Raw genomic sequence first — 23,461 nt, forward strand, 5'->3', positions numbered from 1 at the left:
GCCGGAGGACCCGGGGCCCCGCCGCTGGCGGGCCCGTCTGGCCGCGCTCAGAACTGAAGCGACTTAACGACCTGGTCGATCTGATCCTGGCTCAGACCGGCCGAGCTGGCCTTGGCCATCCATTCCTTGCGCACCGACTGGATGCCCGGATCCTTGACGATCTCGGCCATTTCCTTCTTGGGGAAGGGGATCACGGTGACGCCCAGCTTGCCTTTCCACTCTTGGCGCACGCGCTTTTCGTCCTGTGTCAGCAGGTCGTTGTACTTGATCAGGTAATCCTTGCCGAGCTGGTCGACGATCTTCTGCAGGTCCGGGCTCATCGCCTTGTAGCTGTCGAGATTCATCGCCAGGAGGTGCCCGAACGAGGCGCCGAAGGGGATCTCGATGTAGTACTTGGCGACCTCGTCGTACTTCCAGCCGCGCGCCAGCGCCGGGCCGATAGGGGTGCAGTCGATGATGTGGCGTTGCAGCGCTTCGTAGGCCTCGGCGGTGGAGATCGTCACCGGCGTCGCGCCCATCGCCTTGATCAGCGCGGGGTAGGCGAAGCCGTAGCTGCGGATGCGCAGGCCCTTCATGTCCTTGATGTCATGCACGGGCTTCGAACACAGCAATCCGTAATCCTCGAGCGGGCGGAAGCCGAAGACGTGGATCCCCTGCTTTTCCATCTCCTGCTGGAACTGCGGATCCTCTGCATACCATTTCTCCATCAGCTTGCCGATCTGAAGGGTGGAGTTCGGCTGCGGGATGAAGAAGCCCACGGCGTTGTTCAGCGGGAAGCGGTCGGGAAAATAGGGCGTGATGATGTCTCCGAAATCGCCCACGCCCGAGGCCAGCGCATCGGGGATCTCCTTGGTCTTGGCGACCGAGCCGCCCCAGAAGACCTGGATCTGATCCTTGCCGCCGGTGCGCTTGGCGAATTCCTTGACCAGCCACTTGGTCGAGACCGCCTGTGCGTCGCCCGCGCCCTCGGGCTTGAAGGTGATCCACTTGTAGACCTTGGCCTGCGACGGCGCGGCCGTCATCAGCGCCGCACCCAGCGCAAGCCCCGCCAAGCCGAGAATGCCCTTGATCTTCATCTTTTCCTCCCTTGTTCTTCCGCGCTGCACTCCCCCGTGCCGCCCGGCATGCCAGACCATCCGGCAGGCAGGAGCATAATTCAAATACTATAAAGGGATGCCTTGCATGCCTGTGAGGTATGCCATTGTCTGGGTCCGACTGCAGCGTGCATGTGGCGGCCTGAGCTGGGGCCGGCACGGGCGGGGGCCGGCATGAGAGGGCGGTATGAGAGGGCGGGGCGAAGGGCCATTCGCCGCTCCGCGTGCCGGGCTATTTCCAGATGCCGCGGCGGACGAGGTCGCCGACGATCGCCTCCACGGCCTGTTCGACGATCTGGATGGTGCGCTTGCGGCGCTGGTCGCGCTTGGTGGCGATGCCCAGCGTCCATTCCATCCGCGGATCGACGATCGGGACGGCTTCGAGCGTACCCTGCTGCACCTCGGACATCACGCCGCCGTAGGTGAGCATGGTAAAGCCGTGCCCCTGCCGCACCAGCGCCTTGAGGTGCCATACGCCATCGACCCGCTGCTGCACGTTCAGCGTGAGGCCGAGTGCGTCGGCATGCTTGTCGATCAGGATCCGCAGGAAGTTCGGCCGGCTCGGCATGATCAGCGGCAGTGTCACCGCCTCGGCCAGGGTATAGACAGGCTTCTCGAGCTTTCCCGGCGGCCCGATCATGTAGAGCTGCTCGACCAGCAGGTCGCTGACCTGAACGTCGTCCTGCATCGGGGCGTCATGCATCACCGCAAGGCTGATCTCGCCGTTCGACAGCCAGCGCTCCAGCTCACGGCTGAAGCCCTCGACGAAGCGCAGCTCGATCTCGGGGTAATGCGCCTTGATATGGGCGAGAAGCGGCGGCGCGATGAACTCGCCCGGGGTGGGGGGCATGCCGACCACGACCGTGCCGCGCGGCACGTCGGCATGGGCGGTGACGTCATGGCGGGCCTGCCGGATCTGGCCCATGATCGCGTAGGCGCGGGCCAGCAGAATCTCGCCCGCCTCGGTCAGCTCGACCCCGCGCGGCGTGCGCAGAAAAAGCGGAAAGCCGAGGTCGCGTTCCAGCCCCGAGATCTGGCGGCTGAGCGCGGGCTGAGCGATGCGCAGGGTCCGGGCCGCGCCGGTCACGCTCTTCTCCTCGGCGACGCAGATGAAATAGCGCAGCGTGCGCAGTTCCGGCTGCCAGTCGGGATCGGCAGGTCCCGGGCTCTCGGCAGATTGCATCTGATCCCCTCCGTTGATCCCCTCCGTCCAGACGGCCCCCGTTCTATCCCGCGCGGGCCGTCCTGCTCAACCGCCGAGATCTGGCGCAAGATCCCGGTTCCTTTGCATCTGCCCGGACGGCCGCCCATTTCCTGTGCGCTCGGGCATCAGGCAACAAGTTTCTCAGCGAAAGCCGCGCAGCGCATTGACAGCGGCGTGAACCTTTTTCTGAATGGTCCGTCCAGGCCTTTCACGAGCGATCCCTTTCATGTCCGCCGATTCCCAGAACGCCCTTGTCCAGCTGCGCAAGCTGATCACCTCCAGCGAGCTGGGCGAGGGGGGGCAGCTGCCGACCGAACGCGCGTTGGCAGAGCGGCTGGGCGTGGGACGGCGGGCGCTGCGGGCAGCCCTCGACGTGCTGGAGGAGGAGGGGCTGGTCTGGCGTCGTCAGGGCAAGGGCACGTTCATCGGCCAGCCGCCCGATCCCCATGGCCAGATCGCCGCCGACATCATCGGCGGCGTCGATGGCGCGTCGATCATGGAGGCGCGGCTGTGCATCGAGCCGATGCTGGCAGCGCTGGCGGCGGCGCGGGCGACGGCGACGGATGTCGACCAGATGCGCCGGCTGGTCGATCACATCGGCCTGTCGCCGGTGACCGAGACGGCCGAACTGTGGGACGGCGCGCTGCACCGGCTGATCGCCCGGGTGGCGGGCAACCCGATCCTGCTGACCGCGTTCCAGCTGATCGACGAGATGCGGGTCCGCGAGGATTGGCAGGCGCTGCGCGAGCGGGTCCGCTCGGCCCAGTCGCTGGAACGCTCGGACCGCGAGCACCGCGCCATCGTCGAGGCGATCGAGGCCGGCGACGCGCTGGCTGCGCGGCGGGCCATGACCGCCCATCTCAGCCGGCTGGCCGGGGCCCTCGTCGCCCTGTCCTCCGACAGCGCGGCGGCCGAGGTCACGGCATGAGCGCCGCCTCTTTCGTCCGCGCCCGACCCGAGACACGCAAGGAAATCAGGACCGCCCCATGACATTCACCACCCGCCCCGAGATCCTCGGCACCTTCGGGGTTGCCGCCTCGACCCACTGGATCGCCTCGCAGGTCGGCATGGCCTTGCTGGAGAAGGGCGGCACGGCGTTCGATGCCGCCGCCGGCATGGCCTTTGTCCTGCATGTGGTCGAGCCGCACCTGAACGGGCCGCTGGGCGATCTGCCCGCGCTGATCTGGCCGGCGGGGGAGGACGTGCCCACCGTCATCTGCGCGCAGGGCGTGGCGCCGGCCGGGGCCACCATCGCGCATTACCGCGACCAGGGTCTGACGATGATCCCCGGCTCGGGCCTTCTGGCCACGGTGGTGCCGGGGGCCTTCGACGGCTGGATGCTGATGCTGCGCGACCATGGCCGCCTGCCGCTGCGCGAGGTGCTGGAACCCGCGATCCATTACGCCCGCCATGGCCATCCGCTGCTGCCGCGCGTGGCCGACACCATCGCCGGGCTGGCCGGGTTCTTCCGCGACGAATGGCCGACCTCGGCGGCGACATGGCTGCCCGGCGGCGCCGCGCCCGGCGCCGAGGCCCTGTTTCGCAACCCCGACCTCGCCGACACCTGGGACCGCCTGCTGTCCGAGGCCGAGGCGGCGCGCGGCCGAGAGGCGCAGATCGAGGCGGCGCGGGCAGCCTTCTACAAGGGTTTCGTCGCCGAGGCGATCGACGGCTGGATGCGCGAGGCCTGCGTCATGGATGCCGCAGGAGAACGGCGCCGCGGCGTGCTGACGGGCGCCGACATGGCCGGCTGGCAGGCAAGCTATGAGCCGCCGGTGTCGGTTGACAGCCACGGGTGGGAGGTGTTCAAGCCCGGCGCCTGGTCGCAGGGGCCGAGCCTGCTGCAATCGCTGCGCACGCTGGACTGGACCGGTCTGGCCGACATGGACCCGGGCAGCGCGGATTTCGTCCATACGGTGACCGAGGCGATGAAGCTCAGCTTCGCCGACCGCGAGGCCTATTACGGCGATCCCGACTTTGCCGCGATCCCGATGGAGACGCTTCTGTCGCCCGAGTACGCGGCCACCCGCGCGGCGCTGATCGGCGCGACCGCCTCACTCGACCAGCGGCCCGGCGCGATCGCGGGGCTCGAGGCCTGGGCCAGGGCGGCCGTGGAGCGGGCGGGCCGCGAGGTCGAGGCCGCGGGCGTGGGCGCGGGCGAGCCGACGATGGCGCATCTGTCCGAGAAGCACCCGACCGAGAAACGGGGCGATACCGTCCATATCGACGTCATCGACCGCTGGGGCAACATGGTCTCGGCCACGCCCTCGGGCGGCTGGCTGCAAAGCTCTCCGGTGGTGCCGGGGCTGGGGATTCCGCTGAATTCGCGCGCGCAGATGTTCTGGCTCGACCCGGGGCTGGCGACCTCGCTCACGCCGGGCGCGCGTCCTCGCACCACGCTGTCGCCGTCGATGGCGCGGCGGCCCGACGGCGCGCGGCTGGCCTTCGGCACCCCGGGTGGCGACCAGCAGGACCAGTGGCAGCTGATCTTCCTGCTACGGCTGATGCGGGGCGGGGCGAACCTTCAGGCGGCGATCGATGCGCCGCTGTTCCACACCGCGCATTTCCAGGCCTCGTTCTATCCGCGCGGCGTGCAGCCGGGGCACCTGATGGTCGAGCCGGCACTGGGGGCGGAGGTGATCGACGACCTGCGGGCCCGTGGTCACCGGGTCGAGGTGGCCGCGCCCTGGACTGTGGGGCGGCTGACCGCCACACAGCGCGACCCCTCCGGCCTGATGCGTGGGGCGGCCACGCCGCGGCTGATGCAGGCCTATGCGGTCGGGCGCTGAGCGCCCGCCACCACCATTGCGCGCTGAGCGCCCGCCACCACCATTGCGCGCTGAGCGCCCGCCACCACCATTGCGCGCTGAGCGCCCGCCACCACCATTGCGCGCTGAGCGCCCGCCACCACCATTGCGCGCTGAGCGCCCGCCACCACCATTGCGCGCTGAGCGCCCGCCACCACCATTGCGCGCTGAGCGCCCGCCACCACCATTGCGCGCTGAGCGCCCGCCACCACCATTGCGCGCTGAGCGCCCGCCACCACCATTGCGCGCTGAGCGCCCGCCACCACCATTGCGCGCTGAGCGCCCGCCACCACCATTGCGCGCTGAGCGCCCGCCACCACCATTGCGCGCTGAGCGCCCGCCACCACCATTGCGCGCTGAGCGCCCGCCACCACCATTGCGCGCTGAGCGCCCGCCACCACCATTGCGCGCTGAGCGCCCGCCACCACCATTGCGCGCTGAGCGCCCGCCACCACCATTGCGCGCTGAGCGCCCGCCACCACCATTGCGCGCTGAGCGCCCGCCACCACCATTGCGCGCTGAGCGCCCGCCACCACCATTGCGCGCTGAGCGCCCGCCACCACCATTGCGCGCTGAGCGCCCGTCACCACCATTGCGCGCTGAGCGCCCGCCACCACCATTGCGCGCTGAGCGCCCGTCACCACTGCTGAGATCCTGCCACCGCCGCGCGGTCACAGTACCTCGGCAAAGATCGCCTTCACCCAGTCGAGGAACACCTCGAGCCTGCGCGAGACCATGCGGTCACCGGCATGAAGCGCGTAAAGCGGCAGCGGCTCGGGCGGGGTATCGGCCAGCACCTCGACCAGCGCGCCCGAGGCGAGATCCTCGCCGAACCGGTAGCGGGGTGCCTGGATCAGACCCAGCCCCTGCCGGGCGAGTGCCGCGCAGGTGTCGGAATTGTCGCTGCTCACGACCACCGGCAGGTGCCGGATCACCGTCGCGCCGCCGTGGCGGAATTCCAGCGGCAACACCTCGCCCGTGCGCGACGAGACGAACCCGACCATCCGGTGCCCTTCCAGCGCATCGATATCCTGCGGGGTGCCATGCCGGGACAGGTAGGCGGGGCTGGCGCAGGTGATCTCGGGCAGGGCACCGAGGCGGCGCAGGCGCAGGCTGCTGTCGTCGGGATGCCCCGCGCGCAGGGCGCAATCGACCCCTTCGCGCACGATGTCGACGAAGCGGTCGCTCTGGCTGAACGACAGGGTGAGGCCGGGGTAGCGATCGAGGAAGGCAGGTACCCGTGGCACCAGGAAGGTGCGGGTCAGCAGGCCCGAGGCGTCGATCCTCAGGTGGCCCTGCGGCAGGGCGCCACCGAAGGCGCCGAGGCTGTCCTCGACCTCGGCGAGGATTGCGCGGGCCCGGCGATAGAACTCCTGCCCCTCCGGCGTCGGCGTGACGTGGCGGGTGGTGCGGGCCAGCAGCCGCACCCCGGTCTCGCGTTCCAGTTCCTTGATCGCCTCGGTCGCGGTCGAGCGCGCGACCTGCAGATCCTGCGCCGCGCGCACGAAGCTGCCGCCTTCCACGATGCGGGCGAAGAGTTCCAGCCGGTCCAGCCTGTCCATATCGATTGTTAGTTCTATCCGAATTATGATGTCAATTTCTACGCGATTGTTTGGCGCAGGCGATGGCTCTATCTCACCATCACAACGGAAAGGACATCGCATGACCGACAGACAGAAGACCGCCCTCGTCACCGGCGCCTCGCGTGGGATCGGCGCCGCGATCGCCCGTCAACTTGCCGCCGACGGGATGGCCGTGGCCGTCAACTACGCCAGCAGCCCCGGGCGGGCCGAAGCGCTGGTGGCCGAGATCGCCGCGGATGGCGGACGGGCCGTGGCGCTGCAGGCCGACCTCACCGATCCCGCGGCGCCCCGCGCGCTGTTCGAGGCGGCCGAGGCCGCGCTCGGTGGGGTCGATGTGCTGGTGAACAACGCCGGGCTGATGAAGCTTGCGCCGCTGGCCGAGGCCGACGACGCCATGCTCGAGGCGCATCTGGCGCTGAACCTCGCCGCGCCGGCCAGGCTGATGCGCGAGGCGGCGGCGCGGTTGACCGAGGGCGGACGGATCGTGAACCTGTCCTCCTCGGTCGTCGGCCTGTATCAGCCCGGCTATGGCCCCTATGCGGCGACCAAGGCGGGGATCGAGGCGCTGACCCACGTGCTGGCCAAGGAGCTGGGGCCGAAGGGGATCACCGTGAACGCGGTGGCGCCCGGCCCGGTGGGGACCGAGCTGTTCCTGGAGGGCAAGAGCGAGGCGCTGGTCGAGAAGATCAAGGCGATGAACCCGTTCGGCCGGCTTGGCACCCCCGAGGATGTCGCGCGGGTCGTGGCGTTCCTTGCCAGCGACGCGGCCGGCTGGGTCAGCGGGCAGGTCCTGCGTGCAAACGGCGGCGTGATCTGATCGGCCGGTAACGGGCCCCGCTACCGCACCGTTCCAGACCCGATGCCGGCACCGCATGGCGGCACCGTCACTTCCCCTGAACAGGAGACCCGAGATGCCTTTCATCAACATCAAGACCCCCGAGGCGGCGCTGAGCGCGGGCCAGAAGGCCGAGATCGGCCATCGCGTGACCGACCTCCTGGCCGAATACCTCTCCGAGGCCGCCCGACCGTACACGATGGTGCTGATCGAGGAGGTGAAGGACGGCGGCTACTACCGCGCCGATGAGCTCTTCACCATCCCCGATGCCTATCGCGCGACCGATCGTGCGGGTTGATATCCGGCAGGGACGCGGCGCCGGCACGTCTTTATGATCTGCCGGCCCCCTGAGTGCGGGCGGTGGGGGCTAGGACAGTGGCGAACACTGCCGTCACGCGTCACGCCGATCCTGCGCTTCGTGGGTTGGATCGCCGACCCGGCCCGACGGTTCAAATCCGGCGGCGAGGGTCAGCCCGCCGGTGATGGGACCGGTGACGGGGCCGGTTACGGGGCCCCGCCCAGCCCGGTCACCAGCTCCAGCGCGAACGGCAGCCCGGCGAGCGAGGCGATATCGGCGCGCGGATCCTCCGCCAGCGCGGCTTCGGCGGCGTCGGCCAGGGTCGCGCCCGCCTGCAAGGCGGTGAGGAAGGCGGCCCCGCCCGGCGGCAGGATCCGCAAGACGACCTCGGCGCCGGGGCGGGCGATCACCACGTCCTCGGGACCGACTGGATCAGGAAGCGCCGTATCGGGGAGGGCGCCGGGCGTCGTGTCCTGCTGCGCCTGCCAGATCGACCCGGCCGGATAGGGCGATCGCACCAGCCCGACCGAGGGGTGCAGCACAAGCCGCAGGCCCGGCAGGGCGGCGGGGGCAAGCGTGGCCAGCGTTCCGGGGGCGAGCGGCGCCGCCTCGGGGGCGTGGTAGGCGACGAGCCGGGCCCGTTCGATCCGTGCGACGCAGGCCACGTAGGGATATCCTGCCAGCGGCGGAAACCCCTCGAGGAAGGCGGCGAACCCGGCGCCGTACCGCGCCATCACCGGCCCGTCGGGCGGGTGTGACAGGGCAAAGATCCGGGCCGCGGCGCGGAAGAAGTCCGCCCCTACCAGACGCGCGGCCGCCGGATAGGCCGCGGTCAGGGCGCCGGTCAGCCCCGCGGCCACGTTGTTGCGGTAGACCGCGAAGCGCCGCGCGCTGGGCTGCCCGTCCGGACCGACGAGACCCGGCGGTACTGCCGCCTCCGGGTCGAGGAGGGCCGCGCCGAACTCCGCCAGACGCTCAGCAAAGGGCGGCATCGCGCGTCCCCCGTTCCCCGGATTTCCCTCCCGCCTTCCCGGCATCCGCCCCGGCGCGTGCCGCCAGCAGGCGGCCGGCCCGTGCCGCCTCGGCCATGAGCACGGACCAGTCAGGAACCCCTTCGTCCCATTCGATCAGCGTGGGGCGTGCCCCCGCCCGCTCAAGCGCATAGGCATAGAGGGCCCACACCTTTGCATCGACCGGCCGGTCATGGGTGTCGATCAACAGCGGCCGCCCGGCCTCGTCCGTCTCGGGCGCGAAGCCCGCGAGGTGGATCTCTCCCACCGCCTCCATCGGGAACCGCCCGAGATAGGCGCGGGCGTCGAAGCCCAGGTTCACCGCCGAGAGATGCACGTTGTTCACGTCCAGAAGCAGCCCGCAGCCGGTGCGCCGCGCGACCTCGGCCAGAAACGCCACCTCGTCCCAGGTGCTTTCCACGAAGCGCAGGTAGGAGGTCGGGTTCTCGAGGAGCATCCGGCAGCCCAGCCGGTCCTGCACCTCGTCCACATGCGCCGCCACGCGCGCCAGCGTCGCGTCGGTATAAGGCAGCGGCAGCAGGTCGTTGAGGAAGCCGCTGTCATGGGTCGACCAGGCCAGATGCTCGGAAAAGCTGGCGGGGCGGTAGCGCCTGATCAGCGCCGCCAGCCGGTTGAGGTGATCGCGGTCGAGCGGGCGGTCGGCGCCGATCGACAGCCCGACCCCGTGCAGCGAGAGAGGATAGGCCTCGGCGATGGCCGCGAGGTAGCGGTGCGGCGGGCCGCCCGCGCCCATGTAATTCTCGGCATGGACCTCGAAAAAGCCGATGTCGGGCCGGGTCGCCAGGATCTCGGCGTAGTGCTGCGGCTTCAGCCCGACCCCCGGCCGTGGCGGCAGGGCACCGGGGGCATGGGGGGCACTGGGGGCACTGGGCGCGCCGCCGGGGGGCTGGTGGCTCGGGCCGGTCATCCGGGCGGTCGTGCGGCTGGGCATCTGGGTGGGGTTGGTCATCTGGCTCTCCCTCGGGGCGGCGGGCGGGCTGCCCGGCTACCCAGAAGACCCGTGGGCGGGCGATCCGTTACGCGCGGGGGCGAATGTTACGGTGCGATCACGGATGCGTGGGGCGGCGTAACGTCGGGCCGTTCGCCGGGTCGACCGTTGCGAAGGCGATGTGACCTTCGCATTTTCAAGAGAGGACCAGAGACATGACCATCCACACCCGCAGCCTGATGATCGCCGCCGCCCTGTCCGCCGGTCTGGGCGCCCAGCTTGCCACCCCCGCCGCCGCCGCGGGCAAGGAGAAATGCTACGGCGTGGCGCTGAAAGGCCAGAACGACTGTGCCGCCGGCCCCGGCACCACCTGCGCGGGCACGTCCAAGGTCGATTACCAGGGCAACGAGTTCAAGCTCGTCCCCGCCGGCACCTGCACCGACATGAAGCTTCCGGGCGGGCGCATGGGGTCGCTTAAGCCGCTCGACCGCGACATGCCCAAGGCCTGACCGGCGCGACTGCCGCCGGAACCGCGCGGGGCAGGGCCCCCTGTGCCCTGCGGCGGCGGCCCCTTCGACGGGGGCGCCGCCACCCTCCCGCGCCGCCCACCGGGCTGACACCGACCTTCACGAGATCCCGCCACGAAAGGACGCGGCATGCCGTACGATCCCCTGACCCTGATCTTCCGCTGGCAGCCGCCGGCGCGCCTGCACGGGGCGGGCGCGATGTCGCTTGCCGCGCGCCTTGTCTTTGCGTCGGTGCTGCTGCGCTTCTTCCTGCAGTCGGCGGCGACCAAGATCGGCCCCGGCGGCCTGACCGACGGCGCCTATTACCAGATCCTGCCGAAGATGTTCGAGGCCGCGGGCTACGATGCCGCGGCGCTGGCCTGGCCCTGGCACGTCGTCGTGGCGGCCGGCACGGTGGCCGAGCTCGCCCTGCCGCTGATGCTGGTGACGGGGCTGGCCACCCGCGTGGCGGCGCTGGGGCTTCTGGGCTTCTTTGCCGTGATGTCGCTGACCGACGTCTATGGCCACATGGTCGATGGGGCCACGATCGGCCTGCCGTTCGATGCCGATCCCTATGGCAAGATCCTTGACCAGAGGTTACTCTGGGCGATGATCGTGGCGGTTCCGCTGTGGCTGGGGGGCGGGGCCGTCTCTCTCGACCGGCTAATCGCGCCGCGTCTCCGGCGGTGGGGTGCGCCTCCGGCCCGGGCCTGACCGGGGGCCTGACCTGAGGCCTGATGTGTGGGCCTGATCCATGGGAGCCGATCCGTTTGGGATTTGATCCCGACGCCCGCCCCGTCCTGGAAACACGCCGCCCTTCGCGGGGCGGCGCCGTCATGTCCGGGGGACGAGTTGCCTAACCGTCGGTCGGACGCGTGCGCAGCTCCGTCAGGATCGCGTCGATGCGTGCGCTTTCGGTGCTGTCGGGCAGGAGCGGCGGCAGCGCGGTCTCGGTCAGCATCCGCGTCACCCTCATCTGCGAGACGAACCGCGCGCAGCCCTTGCAGATCGCGAGGTGAAGCTGGATCTGCAGGCGTTCCCACAGACCCACCTCGCCATCAATCAGCGCGCTTGCCCTTTCGGTCACTTCCTTGCAGGTCATCATCGCATCGCGTTCCTTGTCGGGCGCCCGTTCGCGGGGGCCGCGCCGGGAAGACTCGGCACGGCCCGATCCGTTACCGGGCGGGAGGGGCGCTTGCCCTCAAGATAGGTGGCTGTTGCCGACATGCAATCGAGGTGGTGGGCCGGTCGCGTCATCTCCGCCCCCTACATCAGCTGCGCCAGCGCCGCGCGCACCGCGGTGCGGGCACGGTGCAACAGGACGCGCATGTTGCCCTCGGTCAGGTCGAGGATGGCGCAGACCTCGGCCGCGTCGAGCCCTTCCTGCGCACGCAGGATCAGCACGGCGCGCTGGCCTGCGGGCAGGCCGTCGATCGCGGCGGCGACATGGCTTATCACGTCGCGTCCGGCCAGGATGCGCTCCGGCGTGACCTCTTCCCACAGGTCGGGCGGCGTGGCCCAGTGTCCGTGCCCGTCGAAGGCGCCTGACAGGCCGTCGTCGCTTGTTCCCGCGTCGAGGGGCACCATCCGGCCGTCGCGCCGCGCGCGAGAGCGGGCGCGGTTGACGAGGATCGTGAAGATCCATCCCGCAAGCGAGGAGCGCCCCTCGAAGCCCGAGATGTTGCGCAGCACGGCGACCCAGGTGTCCTGCGCCATCTCTTCAGCCACGGCGCGGCTGCCGACGATGCCGGCGGCGACCCGGATCAGCGAGGCGTTGTGCTGGCGATAGACCTGTTCGAAGGCCGCGCGCTCCCCAGAGGCGAGGCGCCGTACCAGATCCGTCTCGTCGGGTCTGCCCTCGGGCATGTTCCTCCCCCTGGCCCGGCGCTAGCGGCCGCAGCCGGCCGGGCGGCGCCCCTGCCGGAAAGCATTGCATGTCGCGGGCATCGGGTGAAGCGCGCGAGGGGCCTGGCGTCTGCTTGGCGCGGGGGCCGGGCAAGGAAGGGCGGTGGCGGTGCTTCGGCGGGCCCGCCTTTCGGGGCGTGCCCCCGACCGGGCGCGGGCGGCGGCCTGCGCGCGGGGGGGAGCGGCGGCAGGCGAACAGGCGCCCGGCTGGGGGGGACCCGATTGGAAGGGGCCCGGCTGAAAAGGCGCGATCAGCGGCTGGCGACCTGGTACTCGCCGCCCGCATGCGCGTTGCGGGTGACTTCGGCGGCGCGGGCGATCTCGGCGCCGGCCCTGTCTGCGGTCTTGTCCGCGGGCTTTGCGTCGCTGGCCGAGGCCATGATCGTCGGGGCCTTCACCGGAACGCCGGGCGACCAGATGAAGCCCATCACCGGGTAGACGCTGCCGAACTGGTCGGGGGTGCTTTCGACCCGGACGCGCGACCAGTCGTTCTTGTCCGACACGTCGATCACCGCCATGCCCAGCGACACGCGGTTGCGGTGCCAGTTCGCCTGATCGACCAGAATCTCGCGCGGGGAGATGACCTTGGAGACGACGGCGACATGACCCAGCGGCAGCGTGTGCGTCGCGCGGAAGGTCATCACTGCGCCGACCTTGGGCGTGTGGCCGCGGTCAAAGCGTTCCGCCGCCTGGGCCCACCAGGTGCGGGCGTTGCCGCGGATGTCGATGCCGCTTGCGGTGCGGGCGAAGGGCACGCACCACACGCGCCTGCCCCTGGCACGCAGCGCCTTGGCGTCCTGCACCGCCTCGGCCCGGCGAGCCGGGTCGATCGTCGAGGGCGTCCCCGGCCCTCGCGTGACGGAGGGCACCTCGGAACAGGCGGCGGTGAAGAGAAGCAATAGGCATACAGAGGGCAACCCAAGCCTGGGCGGTCCAAATAGTCTCAATTTTCAGTCTCCCCAGAGTGTCCGCTTCGGCAGGCTCGATCCGCCGGCGAACTGCACGCACTCTCTCCGATCCGGTCACAAAATCAAGCCGCGGGGCGCCGGAGTGGCGAAATCCCGCTTATCGGGAAGAAAGATCGGAACCTGTTGCCCAAACGATCCGGCCGGCCCGGTTCCCGTGGCGTGCGCAGGCCGGGTGCCGCGCCCGGGGCGGGAGAGCGCGAAGGCCTGATCTCCCCACTCCGTGCCGCTGGCGTGATCGGTGGTGAGGCAGGCCGCGCGGACCGGCGGCCGGGCGCGGACGCCCACCGACCCAGACGGCGGAGAGGCGCCGCGGGCGGCAACCTGTCCGGCGCGCCGACAGCGGGGGGGCGCCGGGGCAGGGGATCGGACCCTTCGGGGGCGCAGAGAGGCGATGGGAGCGCGGCCCCTTGCCCCCGCCGCCACGGCGGGCATGATGGCGCCACATGAAGGGGGGAGCGGCAGAATGCAGAGGTTGCCGGTATCGGCGGGGATCGGGTTTCTCGCTCTGGGCTATGTGCTCAGCCAGTTCTACCGCGGCTTCCTGGCGGTCGTGGCCCCCTATCTGACCCGGGACATCGGCGCCGGGGCGGACAGCCTGGCCTGGGCGTCGGGCCTGTGGTTCGTGGCCTTCGCGCTGGCGCAACTGCCGGTGGGCTGGGCGCTCGACCGGGTCGGGCCGCGGCTGACGGCAGCGCTGCCGCTGGCGGTGCTGGGCGGCGGCGGCGCCTTCCTGTTCGCCGTGGCGCAGGGGCCCGGGGCGATCACCTGGGCGATGATCCTGATCGGCGCGGGCTGCGCGCCGGTCCTCGTTGCCGCCTATTTCATCTATGCGCGCGAGTTTCCGCCCCGGGTCTTTGCCACGCTGGCTGGGCTGACCATCGGCACCGGGTCACTGGGCAACATCGCGGGCACGCTGCCGCTGGCCTGGGCGGTGGCCGCGATCGGGTGGCGCGCCGCCGTGGCGGTGGCGGGCGTCGTCACGCTTGCGGTCGCGGCGGCGATCTGGGTCAACGTGACGAACCCCGCGCCGCTGCCGCATGACGCACCAAAGGGCGGCATGGGCGCTCTGCTGAGGCAGCGGTCGCTGTGGATCATCGCACCGATGATGGTGGCGGGCTACGCGCCGGTGGCCGATATCCGCGGCCTCTGGGTCGGGCCGTGGCTGGCCGATGTCTACCACCTGGACGCGGGCGGGATCGGCTGGGTGAGCCTTGTGATGGGGCTTGCGATGGTGGCGGGAAACTTTCTCTACGGCCCGCTCGACCGGATCGTGGGCTCGCGCAAGTGGGGGGTGTTCTGGGGCAACGGGCTGACGGTGCTGTGCCTCCTGGCGCTGGGACTGTGGCCCGCGGCGGGGCCGGGCTGGGCCGCGCTGGGGTTGGCGGCACTGGGGATCTGCGGCGCCTCCTACCCGGCGGTGATGGCGCATGGGCGCGCGTTCTTTCCGCCGCATCTTGTGGGCCGGGGGGTGACGCTGCTCACGTTGGTAGGGATCGGCGGGACCGGCCTGATGCAGGTCGTGACCGGCTGGATCCACGAGGGTTATTCCGGCGGATCGCCCACCGCGCCTTACAGCGCGATCTTCCTGTTCTTCGCGGGCTTCGTGGCGCTTGTGCTGGTGGCCTATGCCTTCACCGAAGACCGGCTGGACTGAGGTACTCCTCCCATCTCCCGGCCCTGCGCGTCACCGCGAATGAAAAAGGCCGCCCCGGGGGCAGGGGCGGCCAGGTCGCCGTCCCGCACGGGGCGGAACGGCAGCGGGTTTTCTGGATCAGGGCAGGAGAACGGTGTCGATCACGTCGATCACGCCGTTCGACTGCATCACGTTGGGGATGGTGATCATCGCGGTGTCGCCGTGGTTGTCCATGATCATCAGGTTGCCGTCCTTGACCATGGCGGGCCATTCGCAGCCGCCCACGGTCTTGATCATCGCGCCCTTGCCGGCCTTCATCACCGCCTCTTTCAGCTGGTCGACGGTGAACTTGCCGGCGATCACGTGGCAGGTCAGGATCTTGGTCAGCTTTTCCTTGTTCTCGGGCTTGAGAAGGGTATCGACGGTGCCGGCCGGCAACTTGGCGAAGGCTTCGTTGGTCGGGGCGAGCACGGTGAACGGGCCGGGGCCTTCCAGCGTCTTGACCAGGCCCGCGGCCTTCACGGCGGCGACCAGCGTGGTGTGGTCCTTGGAGTGGATCGCGTTCTGAACGATGTTCTTCGAGGCGTACATCGGCGCACCCCCGACCATCGGGTTGGCGCTGGCGGCGCCGGCTCCGGCGAGGGCGATGGCACCGATGGCGAGCGCAGTACGAATGGACTTGGTCATGGCGTTTCCTCTCTGGTTCGGGCCGGGTCTGTCCCGGATCCTGCAGAGAGCTACGGCCGCGCGTTCAAAAGAGTTTCATCGCCCTGCATCATGACGGTGCAAGCATTTGATAAAGAAAAAAAGTTTTTCTGATCCGGCGTTGGCAGCCGATCGGGGTGGCGGCGGCGCCTACGAAGACGGCCCAGGGGCGGATCAGTCCTTCGCGGGGGCCTTGCGCGTCGCGGGCTTGCGTGCGGCGGCGGGTTTGGCCGCGGTCTTCTTCGCCGGCGCCTCGGCCGATTTGGCCGCCGCGGCCTTCTTCGTCGCGGGTTTCGCCTTCGACCTGGGCGCGGCCTTCGTCGCAGCCTTGCCCGTGGGTTTGGCCTTGGCCGCCGGAGCATCTCCCAGCGCGCGCCGGGCGCGTTCCCAGTGCATCTCGTGTCGGCCCTCGGGCTGCCCCTCGGCCAGCCAGATGTAATAGGCCGCGGTGCGGATCGTTTCCTCGTCGTGTTCGCTGGTGCTCATCCGGATCCCCCGTCTGTCAGAAACATGATACCACGACTGGCGCCGTTTCGCAGCATCCTCTGCCGGGCTTGGGGGCGGCCATGTCCGGCAAAGCCGCATTGTGCGGCCACGGCGGTGCCCTGCGCCTGCGCAACGGGCGGAAACGGAACGCTCTGGATGGGCAGTCGGACGGCGGCAGAACGAAAAAAAGGCCCCCACGATGGGGGGGCCTTTCGGTTCGCGCGGGGCGCGGGGGGGGTCAGCGCGGCTCGGCCTTGAGGCCCTTCCAGATCGCCCAGCACATGAGCAGCAGCACCAGGGTGAACGGCAGGCCGGTTGAGATCACCATCGCCTGCAGCGCCTTGAGGCCGCCGCCGACCAGCAGCACGATCGCCACCGCGCCCTCGAACGTCGCCCAGAAAACCCGCTGCGGCACCGGCGCGTCGACCTTGCCGCCGGCGGTGATCGTGTCGATCACCAGCGAGCCGGAATCCGACGAGGTGACGAAGAACACGATCACCAGCACCACCCCGATCACCGAAGTGATCGCTGAGAGTGGCATCCCGTCGAGCAGCGCGAAGAGCGAGAGCGGCGGGTTGTAGCTGTCGATCACGTTGGCCTTCACCGCCGAGGCGGCGGGATCGGCAAGCACCTGGTGGATCGCCGCGCCGCCGAAGACCGCCATCCACAGCACGCAGACGACCGACGGGATCAGGAGCACGCAGGTGATGAACTCGCGCACCGTGCGGCCGCGCGAGACGCGGGCGATGAACATGCCGACGAAGGGCGACCAGCTGATCCACCACGCCCAGTAGAACGCGGTCCAGCCGTCGCGGTAGCTGTCGTCGGTGCGCCCGAACGGGTTCGACAGCGGGACGATCTCCTGCGCGTAGGTCAGCAGGCCCTTGCCGAAATCGGTCAGGATCACCAGCGTGGGCCCCACCAGCAGGACGAAGATCAGAAGCAGCGCGGCGATCCCCATGTTGATCTCGGACAAAAGCTTCACCCCGCCGTCGAGGCCACGCAGCACCGAGAAGAGGGCAACCCCGGTGATCGCGGTGATCAGCAGGATCTGGATCGGGGTCGAGACGGGGATGCCAAAGACGTGGTGCAGGCCGGCATTGGCCTGCTGCGCGCCGAAGCCCAGCGAGGTGGCAAGGCCGAAGAGCGTCGCGAAGACCGCGATGATGTCGATCACGTGGCCGGTCCAGCCCCAGATCCGTTCGCCGAAGATCGGGTAGAAGGCAGAGCGGATCGTCAGCGGCAAGCCCTTGTTATAGCTGAACAACGACAGGGCGAGGGCCACCACGGCATAGATCGCCCAAGGGTGCAGGCCCCAGTGGTAGATCGTGGCGGCAAGGCCCATTTCCTTGGCGCGCTCGATGTTGGCGGGGATCAGGTTGCCGTCGGCGTCGAAGGGCGAGGGGGTGCCCAGCGGGTGCGACACTGCCATGTGATAGACCGGCTCCAGCACGCCGAAGAACATCAGGCCGATGCCCATGCCTGCGGCGAAGAGCATCGCGAACCAGCCGGTGTAGCTGTAGTCGGGCACGGCGTCCTTGCCGCCCAGGCGCACGCGGCCCCAGGGGCTGACGATGAGGAAGAGGCAGAACAGCACGAAGATGTTGGCCGCCGTCATGAAGAACCAGTCGAAGGTCGAGGTGAGCCAGGGTCGCAGCCAGCCGAAGACGGCGCTGGCCTGTTCCGGCAGCGCCAGCGCGTAGAACACGAAGGCGACGATGGTCACGGCCGAAACCATGAACACCGGGTTGTGCACGTCAAATCCGAAGGGCCCGAGCTTGCCTTCGAGGTTGTCCTGACCGATCTGATAATCGGTGTCGATGAGTTCGGTGTGCCCCTCGGGCGCGGGGATGCCGGTGATCTCCTCGGCATTCGCCATGTAAGTCTCCTGTCCGTCGTTCGCGTTTCTTGCTTCCTGTCGTCCGCAATGTCCCGTCTGCCCCTGTGACATCCCGCTAACCCCGGCGTGGCCGGGGGGGCTTGCATGTCAGGGCGTGGTGCGCCTGTCAGCCGCGCACCAGAAAGACCGAGGCGGCGGCATGGGCCGCCATGTGGGCGCCGTGACCGGACCAGATGTAGTCGGTCACGTTCGGGGCATGCGTGGCCATAACCACCAGATCCGCCCCCAGTTCCGCCGCGGCCTCCGTCAGTTTGCCGTCGAGGTCGATCGTCGGGTCGTGGGCGACGATCACATGGGCACGTGCGCGCTGCGATCTCGCTTCGGATTGCGCCTGGGCGAAATCCTGTAGCCGGGCGGCGTATTCCTCGGGGTTGTGGCCGACCTCGCCGGGCTCGGGCGAGGTGACGCCCACGTAGACGACCTCGGCCGCGTGGCTGTGTGCCAGTTCGGCAGCGATGGTCAACGCCTTTTCCTGCGCAGGGGCCTGCGCGGGCGCGTGACGCAAATCCACCGGAACCATGATCGTGTTGAACATTGTCGCGATCCTCACGTTTCCGTGTTGTTCCCAGCCTACGGGACACGGCGCCGCCTGTCCACCCGAAGGGGCAGATCAACCCGGGATGTGCCAAGGCCGAAGATCCCACGGGGGGCTTCGTCGGGGCCGACGTCACGTTCTCGCGCTGCCGGGGCTTTGCCGTGGTCTTGGCGCGATCAGCTCAGCGGCGCGCTACCTCGTGCTGAAGCGCCCGCGCTTGCGCTCGGTGATCTGCGGGAGGCGAAAACGGCGAGGGGGTCGAGGAGCCGGGGCGCACCGATCCTCGGCGAGGGGGGAGCGCGGCACGGATGCGGGCGACCGGTCCGCCCCCCGGCGTCACCGGGATTGCGGGCAGCGTCCATGCGCCCGGCCGCCCGCCCGGGCCGGAAGCGGGCGACCTCGTGGCGGGGACCCTGGCGGAACTGCCGGCGGGCCGAGCGGCCCGGCGGGTGTCGCCCATGCCCCTCGCCATGGGATCAAATCGGCTGCCGGGGCAGTTAAGTGTTGCCTCACGGGGGCGCTTCTGGTTCTCGGGAAGGCAGGAGTAACGGCGGCTCTCGTTCGCGCGAGGCCGGGGAAGGAAGGTAGCCAGTGTCGAATCCCCTGTTTTACGGCGCGGTCGTCGCGCTTGACCGTAACGCCCATGCCGGGCTGCGCCTCAAGGTCGAGGGGCCGCGCTTCGGCTTCGCCCGCGGGGCCCACCTCGTGCCCGCGCTGGCCGAGGAATTCGAGACCGCCTCGGCCGACCTGCCGATCGCCTTCCTGCCCGGGACGAAACGCCCCAGCCCGGTCTTCGTCGCGGGCCTCACGCCGGGCCGCAGCCTGATGGTGACGGAAGAGGGCGCCTGGCGCGGCCGCTACGTGCCTGCCTACCTTCGCCGCTATCCCTTCATCATCGGCGAGACGGCGGGGGAAGGCGACGCGACGCAGGCGCTGCTTTGCATCGACGACAGCTTTGCGGGCCTGCACGAGAAGGGCGGCGCGGCGCTGTTTGCCGAGGATGGCCAGCCCTCGCAGGCGACGCAGGAGGCGCTGGCGCTGTCCGAAGGCTACCGCCGCGGCGCGCTGCAGACCGATGCCTTCTGCGACCGTCTGCAGGAACTGAACCTGCTGAACTCGGTCACGTTGGACATCAAGCGGGCGGATGGCTCCTCGTCCTCGGTGCACGGCCTGCTGACGATCGACCGCGCGGCCTTCGACGCGCTGCCGGACGAGGTGTTCCTGAGTCTGCGCAAGGCGGGCTACCTCGCGCCGATCTACGCACATTTCCACAGCCTCGGCGCGCTTGAACAGCTCAGCGCCCGGCTTGGGGTGGAGGCCGCCTGAACCGCGCCCGCTTCGCGCCCGTGGTGGCTACGAAACCGGGCCTCTGGGGGCGGGCCCATGGGATCCGGTGCGCGGGATCGGGTGCGCGGATGACGGGCGTCAGGCCGCCTCGGCGCGCAGGGTCTCGGCGAACGCAGGGTAGGTCTTGGCCAGCTCGGTCACGATCCGGTCCCGCATAAGCGCCAGCGTCGCGACATCGGGGCCGGGGATGACCGGCGGGGCCGCGTCGCGTTCCGCCAGCGCCTGGCACGGAATCGCCCTGGCCGCTGGAATCCGCGGGGAGGCCCCGACGGCCACATGCCGGATCCCGCCGATGAGGCCGGCGATGGTATGGATCAGGGTCGCGCTCCGTGACGAGAAGGCGGCGGTGTCTCCTGCACCCCCCGGGATATTTTTGCTCAGAAGAAGAACGGGGGCAGAAGAAGGGGGGCGTCGCGACTGGTAGCCCGGTGCGGTGGGCGCCGGGGGCGGTGCCCCGGCGCGCGACGTCGGACGATGAGGGCGCCCGTGGGCGCCGGGCGGCTCAGGGCTTGCCGAAATCGACGACCCAGAAGTCGTTGCCGTTGCCGCCGTGGGCGCGGCCGATGCCCAGTTCGGTGACATGCTTGTTGAGCATGTTCTTGCGGTGATAGGTCGACAGCATCCAGAAGCCGACGATCGTCTTGACCGTGTCGTTGCCTTCGGCAGGCGCGCCTTGGCCGGTGTTCTCCTCGGCGTATTTCGTCGAGTAGCCGATCCGCTTGAAGCGATCCTCGTAGCTCGACCCGTCGAGGCCGGTGTGCGAGTAGATCCCCTGCACCGCATCGTCGCACGATTGCTGTTGCGCGATCTGCTGCAGGTCCGGCGAGACGGTCAGCGCGGGCAGGTCCTTCTTCGCCCGTTCCGCGTTGATCCCGGCCAGGAGGTCGGCACGGAAGGCGCCGATGTCGGTGGGGATCGAGCATTGCCCGGGGGTCGAGGGCACGATCGGCGGCGGACCGGACGGCGTCGGCGCCGGGGCCGGCTCGGGCGCGCAGGCGCTGAGCGCGCCGAGCGCGACGGTTGCGAGGGTCAGCGCGGACAGCGTCCGGGGCAATGCGGTCTTCTTCATGGGCCTGTGGGTCTCCTGAACGGCGTCTCTGTGCTTGGCGTCAGCGGCGGACATTACCATAGCTGACGCGGGCGGCAATGCACTTGCCGGAGATATACGTTACAGGCATTTAGCGGGTTCCCGCGCGGCAGGTGCGCGGGGATCACCCTCGCGTGTGCGGAACGCCGCGGGCGGGTGGGGGCGGCGGAAAGCTACCGGCGCACTCCGTCCCGCCCGGCGGGTCAGCCGTCGGGCCTGCGCCCCGGCGCTGCCAGGTAGCTGCGCAGCATCTCGCGCGTTTCCGTATCGTAACGTTCCATCCACTCCGCCGCGCCGATGTCGACCGAGAAGATCGCGCTGAAGGTATGGCGGTTCGAGATGTGGAACTGCGCATGCGCCACCCTCATGAAGCAGAGCGTCAGCGGATCGAGACCGGGCCGCACGCTACCCTTCGCCTCGCCGCGTTTCAGGAGTTCCGAGATCTGGGCCAGGACCGGCGAGGACAGTGTGCCGATCTTTTGCGATTGCTGCATGTACTGCGCGCAGGATCCGCTCCTCCGTGTCTCGGGGCCGTGTCTCGGGTCCGTGTCTCGGGTCCGTGTCGCGGGCGCTGCGGGGACGGCTGCGGCCGCCTCCGTTTCCCTCCCCGTGGGCGCGGGGCCGATGTAGGGGCTGTGCGGCATCGGCAAGTGCTTCGGCGATTTCGCCGCGCTCGAGGGCATCGAGCTCGGTTTCGCGGCGTGGGAGATCCACTGCTTGCTGGGCGAGAACGGGGCCGGCAGGTCGACCCTGTGCAACTTGATCTTAGGCATTCACGCCCCCTCCGCGGGCGAGATGCGCCTGAACCGCGCCGCATATGACCCCGCCGGGCCGGGCGAGCGCGCGGCGATCGGCGCCATGATGGCCGGGCAGGAGGTGGCATGACACGGATCGGATCCTCTTTCGACGCGCGAGCCCTGGTGCCGATCGCGGCGGTGCTGGCGGCCTTCGCGGTGGGCTTCTGCTGATCGGCACCACCGGCGCCCTGATCTGGACCGCGATGGGGGCCTTCCTCGACGGGGCCTTCCTCGACGGGGCGTTCGGGTCGGGCTACGCGATCTCGGCTTCGCTCAACCGCTGGGCGGGCTGGCCGGGGCCTACATGCTGGAGGGCGACCAATATGCGCTGTTCTCCTCGGGCTACGGCTTCGACGGGCTGGTGGCGGGGCTGCTGGCCCGGGGCCGGGTGACCGGAGTGATCGCCGGGGCGCGGCTCTTCGGGTTCCTGCGCTCGGGGGGGATCACGATGGAGATGGTCTGTGCCCGCGGCTCTGGTGCAGATCGTGCAGGGGCTGATCGTCGTCTTCGTCGCGGGCCCCGCTATGTGGCTCAAGCAAGCGGAGGCCAGATGACCCGGGAGCTTTTCGCCGTCTTCCTCGGATCCTCGATCCGGCTGGCGCCCCCCCTGATGTTCGCAGCGATCGGAGAGCTGATCTCGGAACGCGCGGGTGTCCTGAACAGGAGCGTCGAGGGCATGATGCTGACCGGCGCCTTTGCCGCGGCGGTGGGCGAGTCGCTGACCGGCAGTCCCTGGCTTGGGGTGGTCGCGGGGCTGATCGCGGTGATCCCGGTGGCGCTTTTGCTGGCGGTGCTGACCAACGCGCTCAGGGCCAACCAGATCGTCACGGGGGGCGGGATCAACATCCTGATCCTGGGCGCCACCACGCTTGGTTACCGCGAGCTCTTCGGCAACCGCTCGGAAACCCAGATCCCGGGCTTCGCGCAATGGGCGCCGCCGGGGCTGGGGCAGATCCCGGTCTTCGGGGCGCAGAGCTTCAGCCAGGTCGGCCTTGCCTAACTGCTGATCCCGCTGGCGCTGGCGGTCTGGTTCGTGCTGCAACGCACCGGCCTGTCCGTGGCGCTGCGCGCGTCGGGCGACGCGCCGATGGCGGTGGCGCATTCGGGGCTGGGCGTGCGCGCGCTGCGCTACGGCGCGATCCTGGCGAGGGGGTTCTGCGCAAGTCTCGGCGGGGCATTCATGTCGGTGGGCGACATCCACACCTTTACCGACGGCATGACCAACGGCGCGGGCTACCTCGCGATCTCGGCGGTGATCTTCGGCAACTGGCGGCTCGGGCGGACCATCGGCGCCTGCCTGATCTTCGGCGCGGCGAAGGCGCTGCAGTTCCAGCTGCCCGCGATGGGGATCGGGGCGCCGAGCGCGCTGCTGATCATGATGCCCTACCTGCTGGCCCTGATCGCGGTGGCGGGCCTCGTCGGCCGGCAACGTCCGCCGGCGGCGCTGACGCGGCCCTGGCCCTGAGCTGGCGCCGGGTTGGCGCTGACCTGGCCCCGAGCGGAGGGGCCCGGCGCCGGGCGCACCGGCCCAAGAGTTTTATCTAAAACTCTTGGCAAATCCTTGATCAAGGATCTTGATCCCCACCGTTCCGGCGTCCCGCGCGGCCGCCGCGGCGTTTCGCGATCAGCGGGGCGCGGGCGGGGAGGGTTGCCATGATCCGCCGCCGCTCGTCCGGGCTCATCCGTGACCAGGCGCCGATCTCCTCGGCGGTGCGGTGGCAACCGACGCAGATCCCGGCCCCGGGGTGAAGCACGCAGATCTTCACGCAGGGGCTCTCGATCTCGTCGCGTTTCCAGACCTCGTCGTCCATC

General features: G+C 69.8%; 26 protein-coding genes and 1 pseudogene. 10 read left to right on the forward strand and 17 right to left on the reverse strand.

Annotated features, from left to right (window positions below; all coding sequences use genetic code 11):
- Positions 1 to 47 precede the first annotated feature (47 nt).
- Together dctP and CVV76_RS05020 are read right to left on the reverse strand one after the other, a co-directional pair.
- Positions 48 to 1,076, reverse strand: coding sequence for a TRAP transporter substrate-binding protein DctP (gene dctP, locus CVV76_RS05015; RefSeq protein ID WP_158243098.1), 1,029 nt, complete (start codon positions 1,074 to 1,076; stop codon positions 48 to 50).
- A gap of 250 nt (positions 1,077 to 1,326) precedes the next feature.
- Complete coding sequence (locus tag CVV76_RS05020) at positions 1,327 to 2,277, reverse strand: LysR family transcriptional regulator (protein WP_102223545.1); 951 nt, start codon at positions 2,275 to 2,277, stop codon at positions 1,327 to 1,329.
- A gap of 247 nt (positions 2,278 to 2,524) precedes the next feature.
- Between CVV76_RS05020 and CVV76_RS05025 the strand changes: the two genes are divergently transcribed.
- Both CVV76_RS05025 and CVV76_RS05030 read left to right on the forward strand, forming a co-directional pair.
- Positions 2,525 to 3,226: a FadR/GntR family transcriptional regulator gene (locus tag CVV76_RS05025; RefSeq protein WP_158243099.1), complete on the forward strand. Its 702-nt coding sequence runs from the start codon at positions 2,525 to 2,527 to the stop codon at positions 3,224 to 3,226.
- Positions 3,227 to 3,284: 58 nt separating this feature from the next.
- Complete coding sequence (locus tag CVV76_RS05030; protein WP_102223547.1) at positions 3,285 to 5,087, forward strand: gamma-glutamyltransferase family protein; 1,803 nt, start codon at positions 3,285 to 3,287, stop codon at positions 5,085 to 5,087.
- Here the strand turns inward: CVV76_RS05030 and CVV76_RS05035 are convergent.
- A complete protein-coding gene (locus CVV76_RS05035; RefSeq protein ID WP_146010246.1) occupies positions 5,069 to 5,749 on the reverse strand; it encodes a hypothetical protein in 681 nt (226 codons plus the stop codon). The genes CVV76_RS05030 and CVV76_RS05035 overlap by 19 nt on opposite strands.
- A gap of 27 nt (positions 5,750 to 5,776) precedes the next feature.
- Entirely contained in the window at positions 5,777 to 6,667 is an 891-nt protein-coding gene (locus tag CVV76_RS05040) for a LysR family transcriptional regulator (RefSeq protein WP_102223549.1), read from the reverse strand.
- A gap of 100 nt (positions 6,668 to 6,767) precedes the next feature.
- On the opposite strand from CVV76_RS05040, the gene CVV76_RS05045 reads away from it, so the two are divergent.
- Together CVV76_RS05045 and CVV76_RS05050 are read left to right on the forward strand one after the other, a co-directional pair.
- Positions 6,768 to 7,505, forward strand: coding sequence for an SDR family oxidoreductase (locus tag CVV76_RS05045; protein ID WP_102223550.1), 738 nt, complete (start codon positions 6,768 to 6,770; stop codon positions 7,503 to 7,505).
- 94 nt (positions 7,506 to 7,599) lie between these two features.
- Positions 7,600 to 7,821 (forward strand): tautomerase family protein, encoded by a 222-nt coding sequence (locus CVV76_RS05050; RefSeq protein WP_102223551.1) that lies wholly within the window; start codon positions 7,600 to 7,602, stop codon positions 7,819 to 7,821.
- 206 nt (positions 7,822 to 8,027) lie between these two features.
- On the opposite strand, the gene CVV76_RS05055 is transcribed toward CVV76_RS05050, so the two are convergent.
- Together CVV76_RS05055 and bufB are read right to left on the reverse strand one after the other, a co-directional pair.
- The gene (locus tag CVV76_RS05055) at positions 8,028 to 8,813 is read right to left on the reverse strand and encodes an HvfC/BufC N-terminal domain-containing protein (RefSeq protein WP_158243100.1); all 786 of its coding nucleotides are present in this window, start codon (positions 8,811 to 8,813) and stop codon (positions 8,028 to 8,030) included.
- Entirely contained in the window at positions 8,797 to 9,801 is a 1,005-nt protein-coding gene (bufB, locus tag CVV76_RS05060; protein WP_233192720.1) for an MNIO family bufferin maturase, read from the reverse strand. Before bufB ends, CVV76_RS05055 begins: the two co-directional genes overlap by 17 nt.
- A gap of 194 nt (positions 9,802 to 9,995) precedes the next feature.
- On the opposite strand from bufB, the gene CVV76_RS05065 reads away from it, so the two are divergent.
- Positions 9,996 to 10,289 (forward strand): BufA1 family periplasmic bufferin-type metallophore, encoded by a 294-nt coding sequence (locus CVV76_RS05065; RefSeq protein ID WP_102223553.1) that lies wholly within the window; start codon positions 9,996 to 9,998, stop codon positions 10,287 to 10,289.
- Between the two features lie 147 nt (positions 10,290 to 10,436).
- Positions 10,437 to 11,000, forward strand: coding sequence for a DoxX family protein (locus tag CVV76_RS05070; protein ID WP_102223554.1), 564 nt, complete (start codon positions 10,437 to 10,439; stop codon positions 10,998 to 11,000).
- 142 nt (positions 11,001 to 11,142) lie between these two features.
- Here the strand turns inward: CVV76_RS05070 and CVV76_RS05075 are convergent, their stop codons facing one another.
- The 3 genes from CVV76_RS05075 to CVV76_RS05085 form a co-directional block, all read right to left on the reverse strand.
- A complete protein-coding gene (locus CVV76_RS05075) occupies positions 11,143 to 11,391 on the reverse strand; it encodes an anti-sigma factor family protein (RefSeq protein ID WP_102223555.1) in 249 nt (82 codons plus the stop codon).
- Between the two features lie 161 nt (positions 11,392 to 11,552).
- Complete coding sequence (locus CVV76_RS05080) at positions 11,553 to 12,152, reverse strand: RNA polymerase sigma factor (RefSeq protein WP_102223556.1); 600 nt, start codon at positions 12,150 to 12,152, stop codon at positions 11,553 to 11,555.
- A 290-nt stretch (positions 12,153 to 12,442) separates the two neighbouring features.
- A complete protein-coding gene (locus CVV76_RS05085) occupies positions 12,443 to 13,090 on the reverse strand; it encodes a CHAP domain-containing protein (protein ID WP_332888528.1) in 648 nt (215 codons plus the stop codon).
- Positions 13,091 to 13,622: 532 nt separating this feature from the next.
- Here CVV76_RS05085 and CVV76_RS05090 point away from each other — a divergent pair.
- Positions 13,623 to 14,813, forward strand: a complete 1,191-nt coding sequence (locus tag CVV76_RS05090; RefSeq protein WP_102223558.1) for an MFS transporter — start codon at positions 13,623 to 13,625, stop codon at positions 14,811 to 14,813.
- Between the two features lie 117 nt (positions 14,814 to 14,930).
- Here the strand turns inward: CVV76_RS05090 and CVV76_RS05095 are convergent, their stop codons facing one another.
- The 4 genes from CVV76_RS05095 to CVV76_RS05110 form a co-directional block, all read right to left on the reverse strand.
- The gene (locus CVV76_RS05095) at positions 14,931 to 15,479 is read right to left on the reverse strand and encodes a fasciclin domain-containing protein (RefSeq protein ID WP_102223559.1); all 549 of its coding nucleotides are present in this window, start codon (positions 15,477 to 15,479) and stop codon (positions 14,931 to 14,933) included.
- Between the two features lie 192 nt (positions 15,480 to 15,671).
- Positions 15,672 to 15,983 carry a DUF2934 domain-containing protein gene (locus tag CVV76_RS05100; protein WP_102223560.1) on the reverse strand — a complete coding sequence of 104 codons (312 nt, stop codon included), beginning with the start codon at positions 15,981 to 15,983 and terminating at the stop codon, positions 15,672 to 15,674.
- A 238-nt stretch (positions 15,984 to 16,221) separates the two neighbouring features.
- Positions 16,222 to 17,862, reverse strand: coding sequence for a BCCT family transporter (locus CVV76_RS05105; protein WP_102223561.1), 1,641 nt, complete (start codon positions 17,860 to 17,862; stop codon positions 16,222 to 16,224).
- Between the two features lie 127 nt (positions 17,863 to 17,989).
- Complete coding sequence (locus CVV76_RS05110) at positions 17,990 to 18,418, reverse strand: universal stress protein (protein WP_102223562.1); 429 nt, start codon at positions 18,416 to 18,418, stop codon at positions 17,990 to 17,992.
- 591 nt (positions 18,419 to 19,009) lie between these two features.
- On the opposite strand from CVV76_RS05110, the gene CVV76_RS05115 reads away from it, so the two are divergent.
- Positions 19,010 to 19,744: a SapC family protein gene (locus tag CVV76_RS05115; RefSeq protein ID WP_102223563.1), complete on the forward strand. Its 735-nt coding sequence runs from the start codon at positions 19,010 to 19,012 to the stop codon at positions 19,742 to 19,744.
- Positions 19,745 to 19,843: 99 nt separating this feature from the next.
- Here the strand turns inward: CVV76_RS05115 and CVV76_RS05120 are convergent, their stop codons facing one another.
- From CVV76_RS05120 to CVV76_RS05130, 3 genes are all read right to left on the reverse strand, one after another.
- Positions 19,844 to 20,041, reverse strand: a complete 198-nt coding sequence (locus CVV76_RS05120; RefSeq protein WP_102223564.1) for a hypothetical protein — start codon at positions 20,039 to 20,041, stop codon at positions 19,844 to 19,846.
- A gap of 226 nt (positions 20,042 to 20,267) precedes the next feature.
- Positions 20,268 to 20,834 (reverse strand): CAP domain-containing protein, encoded by a 567-nt coding sequence (locus CVV76_RS05125; protein WP_102223565.1) that lies wholly within the window; start codon positions 20,832 to 20,834, stop codon positions 20,268 to 20,270.
- Between the two features lie 221 nt (positions 20,835 to 21,055).
- Complete coding sequence (locus tag CVV76_RS05130) at positions 21,056 to 21,346, reverse strand: hypothetical protein (RefSeq protein ID WP_102223566.1); 291 nt, start codon at positions 21,344 to 21,346, stop codon at positions 21,056 to 21,058.
- Between the two features lie 187 nt (positions 21,347 to 21,533).
- Here CVV76_RS05130 and CVV76_RS25585 point away from each other — a divergent pair, with 187 nt between their 5' ends.
- Positions 21,534 to 21,737, forward strand: coding sequence for an ATP-binding cassette domain-containing protein (locus tag CVV76_RS25585; protein ID WP_269844482.1), 204 nt, complete (start codon positions 21,534 to 21,536; stop codon positions 21,735 to 21,737).
- A 462-nt stretch (positions 21,738 to 22,199) separates the two neighbouring features.
- Positions 22,200 to 23,114 (forward strand): annotated as a pseudogene (locus tag CVV76_RS25350) (ABC transporter permease).
- A 100-nt stretch (positions 23,115 to 23,214) separates the two neighbouring features.
- Here the strand turns inward: CVV76_RS25350 and CVV76_RS05150 are convergent.
- Positions 23,215 to 23,460 carry a DUF1289 domain-containing protein gene (locus CVV76_RS05150; RefSeq protein WP_102223567.1) on the reverse strand — a complete coding sequence of 82 codons (246 nt, stop codon included), beginning with the start codon at positions 23,458 to 23,460 and terminating at the stop codon, positions 23,215 to 23,217.
- Between the last annotated feature and the right edge of the window lies 1 nt (position 23,461).

Origin of the sequence: Acidimangrovimonas sediminis (assembly GCF_002871005.1) — a bacterium.
GTDB classification, from domain to species: domain Bacteria; phylum Pseudomonadota; class Alphaproteobacteria; order Rhodobacterales; family Rhodobacteraceae; genus Acidimangrovimonas; species Acidimangrovimonas sediminis.